Below are 11,923 nucleotides of genomic sequence, written 5' to 3' on the forward strand. Positions count from 1 at the left end.
CGCTATTTCAGCCAGAATCCCACCTGCGCCATCGCTTGCCGACGCAAATGTTCCCTATCTTCGGGTCCTTGCTGCACGATAGACTGATGCAGCGCTTTCCAGTGCATCAGATAGGTCACGACCTCGGCCGGCCGATAGGCGCCGGACAAGACATGAAATGCGATCAGCCGACGTTCCAGCCGCGGCAACTGTTGCAGGTATTCTTCATCGGATAGCGTGCGGCCGAACGCGACCTTCAATTCCGCGCCGCAGCGTGCAAGCGTCATGTCGGCGAACTGCCGGTAGGCGCCTGCGAGTTTTTTGCGTGTATCCTCATCGGCGTTATTCTGCCAGACGCTGAACATTAGCCAGGAGGTCAGCGCCAGTTTGGTTTGCAGATATACAGGCAGATAACAGATCGCCTGCGGATCCGCCCGTTCGGCGGCGATCAACGGAATAATATCCGCCAGCAGCGCGCGCAGCGCGGTCGTCGCTTTCCGGCGCACCAGGTTACCCATCACGTGGAAGGTCTCGCGTATCAGCGTGATGCCCTCCAGCACGCCTGCCTTGGCCTGCGAATCGCCGCGTAGCCAGAGCTCCTCATTATATTGCCAATGATCCAGCGCCAGATGCAGCGCCGCACTCATTCCCTCCTCCACCGTCGCCCGCGCGGCGGGATTAAGCAGCGGCAGCGGCCGGATTGCGCGCGGAGGATTTCCCCGCTGAAGATGATAACCGCGCGCGGCCTTGCTCAGGCTGCCCAAACGGAGGCCGCCGGCATCGCTCAGCGTCTTGGCGAAGGTAAACAGATCGCGGGCGTTGCCGCTAAGCAACTCCATTTCCAGTTCGCAAATCGGTTCACTTAGAGAACCAGCGCTGACTTCGCCCCGATCCAGCGCGACCTCGATCTGGCTTTCACCCTGCGTCACCCGCCATTTCTCGCGACCGAAATCGGTGGTGAACAGCGGCTTGAGCCGCGATTGCAGCGCGGCGGGACTTAGCCCCTCCGGCCACGCCTGCGCCTGCAGCCGTTGCAGTTCCAGCGTCGGCCCCGGCAGCGGCATATTATATTCGGGGTGCTGATGTAATCCGCCGATAACCTGCCCGGCGGTTTTCATCGTCATCTCATATTGCCTGTCCACCTGACGAATGCGTAACCCTATGCCGTGGCGGCGTAAATCAAAACCGTCCGTCTCAAAATACGTATTGGTCAATTGCCGGAGCGCATGACCGTCATGGCCCGTTGCCGATAACCGCTGCCGCAGTGCGGGCAGCGTCTCGGGCTGAACGATAAATTTTAACTCGATTTCTTTATTCATAGTGTTATATGGCCATACCGGTGAAGTTCATTGGCGCTTAAGCCATCCCTTAATGAGATCAACCGCTTGAGATGACAAGTGTTAACGTCTAATCATGGCCTTAATGGACAAAACGGACAAGCTCAACGGCACTTTTCATGCGAGGTGTGGTCCAAAGTTTTCATCGCTTTTGACGTGTTTTGTCATTTTCATCCCTCCCAACCGCCGCAGGCGGCCCGTGGATGCCGGCCTCATCGTGTAGTGGCAGCGGCAACGGCCTGGCGCGGGTCCGAGAGTAAAAGTGTTCTCATTTCGGACCCGACGTTGCGTCGTCAAACTGAAGCCACTACTATCGTGTAACAATTGCTTAAAAATGACGGAATAATGCTGAAATTACACCATATTTACTTCGCCGCGGTCGGTCTGGGTCTCGCCTGCGCCGCCAGCGCCGACGAGCAACGTTATGTTTCCGACGACCTGCTGACCTATATACATAGCGGCCCGGGCAACCAATATCGCATTATCGGCACCTTGAATTCCGGCGACGCCGTTACGCTTATCAGCCAAAACGACGACGCCGGCTTCGCGCAGGTGCGTGACGAAAAGGGCCGTACCGCGTGGATCCCGCTGGACCAGTTGAGCGTCCAGCCCAGTATGCGCACCCGGGTGCCGGCGCTGGAGCAGCAGGTGCAGGATCTGACCCAAAAGCTCAATACCCTCGATACCGGTTGGAATCAGCGCACCGCCGACATGCAGAAAAAAGTGGCCACCAGCGATGGCGTTATCAATGATCTCAAAGAGCAGAATCAGGCGATGAAGGACCAACTCACGACTGCGCAGAAAAAAGTCAACGCGGCGGCGGTTCAGCTTGACGATAAACAGCGCACCATTATCATGCAGTGGTTCATGTACGGTGGCGGCGTGGCCGGCGTTGGCCTGTTGTTGGGCCTGTTGCTGCCCCATATCATTCCCCGTCGCAAAAAAGATAACCGCTGGATGAACTGAGCCGCGTCCGCAACGGCGCCGGTGAATCGCGCGCGAGATACGGCTACACTCAATGGATAGTACCGATAAAGGCAACACCGGCTTTGCCAGGAGTGAATTGTGAAAAAATATCTGGTGGGCGGCGCCGTGCGTGACGGTATATTGCAGCTCCCCGTCACGGAAAGGGACTGGGTCGTGGTCGGCGCGACGCCGCAAGACATGCTGGCGCAGGGTTATCAGCAGGTCGGCAAAGATTTTCCGGTTTTCCTGCATCCCGAGAGCCGCGAAGAGTATGCGTTGGCCCGCACGGAGCGCAAATCCGGCCAAGGGTATACCGGTTTCATTTGTTATTCTTCGCCGGAAGTCACGTTGGAAGAGGATTTGCGCCGCCGCGATCTCACCATCAACGCCATCGCCCGCGATGACCAGGGCAATCTGATCGATCCCTATCAGGGGCAGCGCGATATCCGCCTGCGCTGGCTGCGTCATGTCTCCGACGCCTTCGGCGAAGATCCGTTGCGGGTGCTGCGGGTCGCCCGTTTTGCCGCGCGTTTTGCCCATCTGAATTTTCGCATTGCGCCGGAAACGCTGGCGCTCATGCAGCACATGACCGATGAGCTGCCGCTGCTGGCTCCCGAGCGGGTCTGGAAAGAGACCGAGCTGGCGCTGGCAACCCGCAACCCGCAAGTCTATTTTCAGGTGTTGCGCGACTGCGACGCGTTAAAAACGTTGTTCCCGGAAGTGGATGCGCTGTTTGGCGTCCCGGCGCCGGCCAAGTGGCATCCGGAAATCGATACCGGCATTCATACCTTGATGACGGTATCGATGGCGGCACGGCTATCGGACGATATCGCGGTACGCTTCGCCACGCTTTGCCACGATGTGGGCAAAGCGCTGACCCCGCGCGGATTGTGGCCCAGCCATCACGGCCATGGCCCGGCTGGGGTGAAAGTGGTGGAAGGACTGTGCCAACGTCTAAAAGTGCCCAATCCGCTGCGTGATTTGGCGAAGATCGTGGCCCAATATCATGACCTGCTGCACGGTGCCGAGAGCCTGACGCCGAAGACGCTGATAAAATTGTTCAGCGCCATTGATGTCTGGCGCCGGCCGGAGCGTCTGGAGCAAATGATCCTTGCCAGTGAAGCCGACGCCCGCGGGCGTACCGGTTTTGAAAACCATCCCTATCCACAGGGAGACTTCCTGCGCGAAGCGTTCCGCGTGGCTGTGTCGGTTACCGCGCACGACGTTATCACGGCGGGATTCAGCGGCGCCGAGATCGGCGAGGAGCTCACCCGGCGACGCCAGCAGGCCCTGGCCAGTTGGAAGCGACAGCAGGCAAACAGCGACACCGAAACCATTCAGGACTGAACCGCCGCCGTGGACGCCGGCACCTAGGGCGTCGACGGGCAGGACCACCCGCTGCTGAAGCAGTGCGCCACGCGGCCGCTGCCGATCCCTTCGTGGGGCACCTGGCCGAAATGAATACCGATAAGACCAAACAACCGGCGCCAAAACATCGCCACCACCGCCAGGATCGACCCCAACTGGATGATGACCTCGAAGGTCTTGGCCTTATAATCCGTAAAGCCAAGCAGGCTACCGACCAATATCATATGTCCCGTCGAAGAAACCGGCAGAAATTCCGTTAACCCTTCCACCACCCCCAGAATGAACGCAATAACCCACTCGTGCATATCCGCCATACAACGTTTCCCTCAAAGTCACGACAATAAAAAAGCGGCGATATGTAAACAGACCAGCCGCTAAATCTCCCGCAAATTGAGACAAACATACGGTAATTTGGTTGCAACCGCATGGCCAAATGATTACCGCTACGCTATTTTCAGACTTTTCGCCGCCCGCGCTCAATGACGACGCCGACATTGGCCGCCTGCGGTATAGCGCCGGGTTTTCCGATCTTGACGCGTATCCAGGGCAATTTAAACTGGGTCATCAGCCGATCCGCCGTCTCCTCGGCGATCCGCTCCACCAGCGCGAAACGCTTGCCGCTCACGAGCGACAGTACGGCCTCGGTGACATCCTCATAGCTCAGGCAGTCCGCGACATCATCGCTACGCGCCGCCGGGCGGTTGTCCCAGCCCATTTTCAGGTCGAAAACCAATTTCTGCAGGCGTTGCTGTTCCCAGTCATAGACGCCTATCACCGCCATTACCGTTAATTGCTCAATAAATACAATGTCCATGTGCCATACTCGGTTTTTGTGGCTATCGGATACCACTTCCTCGGGAATATGCGTATTATCCACAGATAGCGAAATAAAACGAATGTTGATGAATGGAATGTGGTTATGAATGCTATCACGATTGGCATGATAATCTTCGCCTACCTGTTCGGCTCAGTATCCAGCGCGATCCTGATCTGCAGACTCGCGCGCCTGCCGGATCCACGCACCAGCGGCTCCGGTAATCCCGGCGTCACCAATGTGCTGCGTCTCGGCGGCAAGCTGGCGGCCGCGTGCGTGATGGTATTCGATATACTGAAAGGGATGATCCCGGTGTGGATAGGCTACGGCCTCGGCCTGCCTCCGTTCTGGCTGGGTCTGGTGGCGATTGCCGCCTGTCTCGGCCATATTTATTTGCTGTTCTTTCACTTTCGCGGCGGCAAAGGGGTCGCTACCGCCTTGGGGGCCATTGCGCCCATTGGCTATGATCTGTCCGGCCTGATGATAGGCAGCTGGCTTCTGACGGTGCTGCTCTCCGGCTATTCTTCGCTGGGAGCGATCGTCAGCGCTTTAATAGCGCCCTTCTATGTCTGGTGGTTCAAGCCGCAGTTCACCTTCCCGGTCGCAATGCTCTCCTGTCTGGTGCTCCTGCGCCACCACGACAATATTCAGCGGCTGTGGCGTGGTCAGGAAAGCCGCATCTGGCGCCGCCGGCAAAAAGACCGGGATATCGACCGGCAGTAAAGCAAAAACTGACTCAGGCGACGAGCGCCGGCAATTCCTCCAGCGGCCAGCGCGGCCGTACCGACACCGCCAGATTGGCCTGCGTCCCGCTCTGCAGCCGCACCATGCCGGCATAAGCGATCATCGCGCCGTTATCCGTACAAAACTCAGGACGGGCGTAGAACACTTCCTCGCCCCGCTGGCGCATCATTTCCCCCAGGCTGGCGCGCAGAGAGTGATTGGCGCTGACGCCGCCGGCCATCACCAACCGCGAGAAACCGGTGAGATCGAGCGAGCGCCGGCATTTTATCATTAGCGTCTCCACCACGGCGTCCTCAAATGCCCGCGCGATGTCCGCGCGCGTCTGGTGATCATCGGCGCCGGCGTGAACGGTGTTGGCGGCAAAGGTTTTCAACCCCGAGAAGCTGAATGCCAACCCCGACCGGTCGGTCATCGGGCGCGGAAAAGTGTAACGTCCCGGCACGCCCTGCTGCGCCAGACGCGCCAGCATCGGTCCGCCGGGATAATCCAGCCCCAGGAGCTTGGCGGTTTTATCGAACGCCTCGCCGGCGGCATCATCAATAGACTCACCCAGCAGCCGATATTCGCCGATACCTGTCACCGCGATAAGCTGGGTATGGCCGCCGGAAACCAGCAGCGCCACGAACGGGAACGCCGGCGGATTTGCCTCCAGCATGGGCGCCAGCAGATGCCCTTCCATGTGATGCACGGCGACCGCCGGGACCCGCCAGGCATAAGCCAGCGCGCGGCCGATGGTGGCGCCGACCATCAACGCGCCCACCAGCCCCGGTCCGGCGGTGTAGGCCACCCCGTGGATATCCGACGCCTGCAGACCCGCCTGCGCCAGCGCCGCCTGAATCAGTGGCACGGTTTTGCGGACATGATCGCGGGAGGCCAGCTCCGGCACCACCCCGCCATAATCGGCGTGCAGTTTCACCTGACTGTACAGCTGATTAGCCAGCAACCCTTGATGCCGATCGTAAATCGCCACGCCGGTTTCATCGCATGACGTCTCAATACCCAATACGCGCATAATCATTACCACCCTTTTTTGCGGCGCACAGTCTATCATATTCTGCGCCGCGACGAGGCGTTCAGACCCAGCTTTGGCGTAAACCGCCATCTTTCCGGCGGCCGTCATGATAAAAATGCCGGCCTGTTGGTGACCGGGCACATAGCAGGATCCCGCGTCGACCGACCGCGGTCTTGCCCATAGTGCCCGTCGTCGCAAATATTAAACGATTACGCCGATTGATATTGGTTTTTTCATCGTCAACTCCGTCCAGTAGAGTTTTTTTTGCGCGCCTCGGGCGTTATTTTACCCCTGACATCAGCCGCTTGTGCCGCACGTGGAGCGCAGAGCATAAGATCATGCAGCACGGCGCTTTACAAAGCGGGCAGACTTGAAGTAAAATTCCGCACCATTTTGAAAAGGTTGGCACAGGTCAGCGACAAAATCCGAATTCTATCGAGGTGAGAGAGGCACATGCCGGTAATTAAAGTACGTGAAAACGAGCCCTTCGACGTAGCACTGCGTCGCTTCAAGCGTTCCTGCGAAAAAGCGGGTGTTCTGGCCGAAATTCGTCGTCGCGAGTTTTATGAAAAACCGACGACCGAACGTAAGCGCGCTAAAGCGTCTGCCGTTAAACGTCATGCCAAGAAACTGGCTCGCGAAAACGCACGCCGCACTCGTCTGTATTGATTTTCCGGGGTGCGAGCTACCCCGACCGCGTGATTAATCTGCAGACTTAGCTGTTGCATACGAAGGCCGTGCCATCCGGAAGGATTGCGCGGCTTGTTGTCGTTCAAGTGCTTACCTGACAGGGCTTATGGCTGGACGAATCCCACGTGTCTTTATCAATGACTTGTTGGCGCGTACCGACATCGTCGATCTGATCGATGCGCGGGTAAAGCTCAAAAAGCAGGGTAAGAACTTTCACGCCTGTTGTCCATTCCATCATGAGAAAACCCCGTCGTTTACCGTGAACAGCGAAAAGCAGTTTTACCATTGTTTCGGCTGCGGCGCCCATGGCAACGCCATCGACTTTTTGATGAATTACGATCGGCTGGAGTTTGTAGAATCCATCGAGGAACTGACTGCCCAGCACGGCCTGGAAGTGCCGTATGAAACCGGCTCCGGCCCAAATCAGCAGGAGCGCCATCAGCGACAAAGTCTGTATCAGTTGATGGACAAGCTCAGCGGCTTTTACCAGCAGGTGTTGAAGGCGCCGACGGCGACGCAGGCCGATCACTATTTGCAACGGCGCGGGCTAAGCGAAGCGGTCATCGCGCATTTCGCCATCGGCTTCGCGCCGCCGGGCTGGGATAATGTCATTAAGCGTTTCGGCCGTTCGGCCGAGGATCGCGCCGCGCTCAACGACGCAGGCATGCTGGTGGTCAACGACAACGGTCGAACCTACGACCGTTTTCGTGAACGCATCATGTTTCCGATCCGCGACAAACGCGGCCGCGTTATCGCCTTCGGCGGGCGGATATTGGGCGATGGGCAGCCAAAGTACCTGAACTCGCCGGAAACCGACATTTTCCATAAGGGCCGCCAGCTGTACGGTCTGTATGAAGCCCAACGACAGCATCCGGAATTATCCCGGCTGCTCGTGGTCGAAGGGTATATGGACGTGGTGGCGCTGGCGCAGTTCGGCATCGACTATGCGGTGGCTTCGCTGGGCACTTCGACCACCGCCGACCATATTCAACTGCTGTATCGCGCCACCGATCGGGTGATCTGCTGCTATGACGGCGACCGTGCCGGGCGTGAAGCGGCCTGGCGCGCGCTGGAAAACGCGCTGCCCTACCTGAGCGACGGCCGCCAGCTGCGTTTTATGTTTCTGCCGGAAGGCGAAGATCCCGATACGCTGGTGCGCAAAATTGGTAAAGAGGCGTTTGAACAGCGCATCGAACAGGCGCAGCCGCTGTCGACGTTTTTATTTGAAACGCTGATGCCACAGGTGGATTTAAGCAGCCCCGACGGCCGCGCCAAGCTCAGCACCCTGGCGCTGCCGTTGATAGGCCAGGTGCCGGGCGAGACATTGCGTCTCTATTTGCGCCAGCAGTTGGGCAATAAACTGGGGATCCTTGACGACAGCCAGCTGGAGAAATTGCAGCCCAGGGCAACGCTAAAGGCAAATATTTCACCGCAGCCGCGGATAAAACGCACAACCATGCGTATACTGATAGGATTGCTGGTGCAGCATCCGCGGCTTTCCGCCCTGGTCCCCACGGTCCAGGGGCTGGAGCAGGCAAGTCAGCCGGGTGTGCCGCTGTTTATCGAGTTAGTGCGGGCCTGCCAGGCCCAGCCGGGGTTAACCACCGGCCAATTGCTGGAGCATTATCGTGAGAGTAAATCTTCCTCACAGCTTGAAACCCTGGCGACCTGGAACCACATGATCATTGATGAGATGATCGAGGCGACATTTGTCGACACCCTGGCGAGTCTTTACGACTCCATACTTGAACACCGCCAGGAAGCGCTTATCGCCCGCGACCGGACCCACGGCCTGACGGCCGAAGAACGCCAGCAGCTTTGGTCGCTGAATCAGGCGCTGGCGAAAAAAACCTGAATGACGAGGCTTAATTGCCTATATCTGGCAGGACAAGACCCAGCGCAATGCCGTATTGGGCTGCGGCGCGAAACGAAGCCCAGATCTCTTGTTGGTGATGCGCTTTCACCAACCAACACCGATTATTACTCTGAAGTGTGGATACCGTCTTATGGAGCAAAACCCGCAGTCACAGCTCAAGCTGCTTGTCACACGTGGTAAGGAGCAAGGCTATTTGACCTTTGCCGAGGTCAATGACCATCTGCCGGAGGATATCGTCGACTCCGATCAGATCGAAGATATCATCCAGATGATAAATGACATGGGCATCCAGGTGATGGAAGAAGCACCGGACGCCGATGACCTGCTGCTGGCCGAAACCACCTCCGACACCGACGAAGATGCGGCGGAAGCCGCGGCGCAGGTCTTGTCCAGCGTCGAGTCCGAGATTGGCCGCACCACCGACCCGGTGCGCATGTATATGCGCGAAATGGGTACCGTGGAGCTGCTGACCCGCGAAGGCGAGATCGATATCGCCAAACGTATCGAAGATGGCATCAATCAGGTCCAGTGCTCGGTCGCCGAGTACCCTGAGGCTATCACCTACCTGCTGGAACAGTACGACCGCGTCGAGGCCGGCGAGGCCCGCCTGTCCGATCTTATCACCGGCTTTGTCGATCCCAATGCGGAAGAAGATATGGCGCCCACCGCGACCCATATCGGCTCTGAACTCTCCGCCGACGAAATCGCCGATGACGACGAGGATGAAGAGGACGGCGGCGGCGACAGCACGGACGACGATAACAGCATCGATCCGGAGCTGGCGCGCCAAAAATTTGTCGAGCTGCGTGAGCAGTACGAAATTACCCGTAATGTTATCAAAACCAACGGGCGCAGCCACGCCAAATCGGCCGCTGAGATTCTGAATCTTTCTGACGTGTTCAAACAGTTCCGCCTGGTGCCGAAGCAGTTCGATTACCTGGTCAACAACATGCGCGCCATGATGGATCGCGTGCGTACCCAGGAACGTTTGATCATGAAGCTGTGCGTCGAAATCAGCAAGATACCGAAGAAAAACTTCGTCACGCTGTTCGCCGGCAATGAAACCAGCGAAAGCTGGTTCAAAGCCGCGTTGGCGATGAACAAGCCCTGGTCGGAAAAACTGCATGAAGTCGATGATGACGTGCATCGCAGCCTGCAGAAGCTGCGGCAGATTGAAGAAGAAACCGGTCTGACCATCGAGCAGGTGAAGGATATAAACCGCCGCATGTCGATCGGCGAAGCCAAGGCGCGGCGCGCCAAGAAAGAAATGGTCGAGGCGAACCTGCGTCTGGTTATTTCCATCGCCAAAAAATACACTAACCGCGGCCTGCAGTTCCTGGATCTGATCCAGGAGGGCAACATCGGTTTGATGAAGGCGGTGGACAAATTTGAATATCGTCGCGGCTACAAGTTCTCGACCTACGCCACCTGGTGGATCCGCCAGGCCATCACCCGCTCTATCGCCGACCAGGCGCGCACCATCCGTATCCCGGTGCATATGATTGAGACCATCAACAAGCTCAACCGTATCTCCCGGCAGATGCTGCAGGAAATGGGACGCGAACCGACGCCCGAAGAGCTGGCCGAACGCATGCTGATGCCGGAAGATAAGATCCGTAAGGTACTGAAGATCGCCAAAGAGCCTATCTCCATGGAAACGCCTATCGGCGACGATGAAGATTCGCATCTGGGGGATTTCATCGAGGATACCACCCTCGAGCTGCCGCTGGATTCCGCCACCTCCGAGAGCCTGCGTTCAGCGACCCATGATGTATTGGCCGGCCTTACCGCGCGTGAAGCCAAGGTTTTGCGCATGCGCTTCGGTATCGATATGAATACCGACCATACGCTGGAAGAAGTGGGCAAACAGTTCGACGTTACTCGCGAGCGTATTCGTCAGATCGAAGCGAAAGCGCTGCGTAAACTGCGTCACCCGAGCCGGTCTGAAGTCCTGCGCAGCTTCCTGGACGATTAAGTCCTGTTTTGGCTGGCCGTTCCACGCCTGCCGGCAACGCACGATAAAACCCCGCGGCAACTCGCGGGGTTTTTTATTGGCCTCGCTTAAGCGGCGGTATGGCCCGTACGCAAGTCGTCCGTAGATGGGAGGGAGCGTGTCGGCCTGGGCGCGATAGGCCGCCAGCAGCGCGTCACCGCTCATGCGGTTCAGCCCGCTGGGATTGGGCAGTACCCATAGCTGCGTTACGCCGATGCGCACTTCCTGCCGTCCCCAGGTGGCGTTCCTTACCCCAAACGCCTGGCAATAAGCTTGCTTACCTAAAATCGCCAGCGCCTGTGGCTGATAGGTTTCAATCTTGGCCACCAGCCGTTCGCCGCCCTGGCGGTATTCCGCCAGCGACAGCTCAGAGGCTTCGGTCGTGGGCCGCGCCACCAGCATGGTGATCCCGCAGCCGGTCTCCAGTAGCCGCTGTTCTTCCTCCGGCCGCCGCTGACATGCCGTAAACCCCGCCATATGGATCGTTTTCCAGAAACAGTTGTTGAGATTCGCGAAATGCACCCCTTTATGTGCGCTGGATAACCCCGGATTGATGCCGCAAAACACCACCCGTAGCCCTTGTCTGAGAATATCTTCCATTATTGATCCCTCTCATTTATCTCTGGCCCTGGCGCCGGATAGTTAACGATTTTAACCAAAAAACAGCGATAAATCATCCATCTGGCGGGGATGACTATAGACCCCGTTGGCGCCATCATTTATAATCAACGCTACTTGGTCCCTTAGCTCAGTGGTTAGAGCAGGCGACTCATAATCGCTTGGTCGCTGGTTCAAGTCCAGCAGGGGCCACCAAAATTCAACTTAGAATCAGTTAGTTAAGTCACTTTTAATCAGTGGTTTTTTCTTTTATTAAAACCATTGGCGGCAAATTGGCGGCAAAGCGATCCTGATGCTCACCTCCCCTAATTCAGACATTGCCAAAACGTCGCTCAATCCGCTTCACTGAGTCAAAGGAAACGACGTCCTTTTATCCTCTGGACGCAATGAGAAGGCCCTAAAAAAGTCAATGAGTTCCTCCAGACCAAAAGTGGATTATCATTAGTACACTCGGTGGTACTGATAGCAAGATAACCCTAACCCTATCCCTGTCTATTAAGCAGTACAAAACCCCCGTGATAGCAAT

At 57.4% G+C, this 11,923-nt stretch carries 9 protein-coding genes, 1 tRNA gene and 2 pseudogenes; 7 read left to right on the plus strand and 5 right to left on the minus strand.

What is annotated here, in order from left to right; all coding sequences use genetic code 11:
• Positions 1 to 2: 2 nt before the first annotated feature.
• Positions 3 to 1,298: an inorganic triphosphatase gene (locus ACMX3H_RS11155; RefSeq protein ID WP_415210889.1), complete on the minus strand. Its 1,296-nt coding sequence runs from the start codon at positions 1,296 to 1,298 to the stop codon at positions 3 to 5.
• A 363-nt stretch (positions 1,299 to 1,661) separates the two neighbouring features.
• Between ACMX3H_RS11155 and ACMX3H_RS11160 the strand changes: the two genes are divergently transcribed.
• Together ACMX3H_RS11160 and ACMX3H_RS11165 are read left to right on the plus strand one after the other, a co-directional pair.
• The gene (locus ACMX3H_RS11160) at positions 1,662 to 2,282 is read left to right on the plus strand and encodes a TIGR04211 family SH3 domain-containing protein (RefSeq protein WP_415210890.1); all 621 of its coding nucleotides are present in this window, start codon (positions 1,662 to 1,664) and stop codon (positions 2,280 to 2,282) included.
• A gap of 99 nt (positions 2,283 to 2,381) precedes the next feature.
• Positions 2,382 to 3,629, plus strand: coding sequence for a multifunctional CCA addition/repair protein (locus ACMX3H_RS11165; protein WP_415210891.1), 1,248 nt, complete (start codon positions 2,382 to 2,384; stop codon positions 3,627 to 3,629).
• A 68-nt stretch (positions 3,630 to 3,697) separates the two neighbouring features.
• Here ACMX3H_RS11165 and ACMX3H_RS11170 read toward each other — a convergent pair.
• Positions 3,698 to 3,964 (minus strand): annotated as a pseudogene (locus tag ACMX3H_RS11170) (undecaprenyl-diphosphate phosphatase); the annotation flags it as partial.
• A 140-nt stretch (positions 3,965 to 4,104) separates the two neighbouring features.
• Positions 4,105 to 4,464, minus strand: coding sequence for a bifunctional dihydroneopterin aldolase/7,8-dihydroneopterin epimerase (gene folB, locus ACMX3H_RS11175; RefSeq protein ID WP_415210892.1), 360 nt, complete (start codon positions 4,462 to 4,464; stop codon positions 4,105 to 4,107).
• A gap of 105 nt (positions 4,465 to 4,569) precedes the next feature.
• Here folB and plsY point away from each other — a divergent pair, with 105 nt between their 5' ends.
• Entirely contained in the window at positions 4,570 to 5,187 is a 618-nt protein-coding gene (plsY, locus tag ACMX3H_RS11180; RefSeq protein ID WP_415210893.1) for a glycerol-3-phosphate 1-O-acyltransferase PlsY, read from the plus strand.
• A 13-nt stretch (positions 5,188 to 5,200) separates the two neighbouring features.
• On the opposite strand, the gene tsaD is transcribed toward plsY, so the two are convergent.
• Entirely contained in the window at positions 5,201 to 6,220 is a 1,020-nt protein-coding gene (tsaD, locus tag ACMX3H_RS11185) for a tRNA (adenosine(37)-N6)-threonylcarbamoyltransferase complex transferase subunit TsaD (RefSeq protein ID WP_415210899.1), read from the minus strand.
• Between the two features lie 453 nt (positions 6,221 to 6,673).
• Between tsaD and rpsU the strand changes: the two genes are divergently transcribed.
• From rpsU to rpoD, 3 genes are all read left to right on the plus strand, one after another.
• Positions 6,674 to 6,889: a 30S ribosomal protein S21 gene (gene rpsU, locus ACMX3H_RS11190; protein ID WP_001144067.1), complete on the plus strand. Its 216-nt coding sequence runs from the start codon at positions 6,674 to 6,676 to the stop codon at positions 6,887 to 6,889.
• Positions 6,890 to 7,016: 127 nt separating this feature from the next.
• On the plus strand, positions 7,017 to 8,765 hold the full coding sequence (dnaG, locus tag ACMX3H_RS11195; RefSeq protein ID WP_415210894.1) for a DNA primase: 1,749 nt from the start codon (positions 7,017 to 7,019) through the stop codon (positions 8,763 to 8,765).
• Between the two features lie 151 nt (positions 8,766 to 8,916).
• Positions 8,917 to 10,761 carry an RNA polymerase sigma factor RpoD gene (gene rpoD / locus ACMX3H_RS11200; RefSeq protein WP_415210895.1) on the plus strand — a complete coding sequence of 615 codons (1,845 nt, stop codon included), beginning with the start codon at positions 8,917 to 8,919 and terminating at the stop codon, positions 10,759 to 10,761.
• Between the two features lie 132 nt (positions 10,762 to 10,893).
• Here rpoD and mug read toward each other — a convergent pair.
• Positions 10,894 to 11,382 (minus strand): annotated as a pseudogene (gene mug, locus ACMX3H_RS11205) (G/U mismatch-specific DNA glycosylase); the annotation flags it as partial.
• Between the two features lie 134 nt (positions 11,383 to 11,516).
• Between mug and ACMX3H_RS11210 the strand changes: the two are divergent.
• Positions 11,517 to 11,592, plus strand: a tRNA-Ile gene (locus ACMX3H_RS11210).
• Positions 11,593 to 11,923 lie beyond the last annotated feature (331 nt).

Source organism: Sodalis sp. (in: enterobacteria) (assembly GCF_047607725.1).
Classification (GTDB): domain Bacteria; phylum Pseudomonadota; class Gammaproteobacteria; order Enterobacterales; family Enterobacteriaceae; genus JBLKSS01.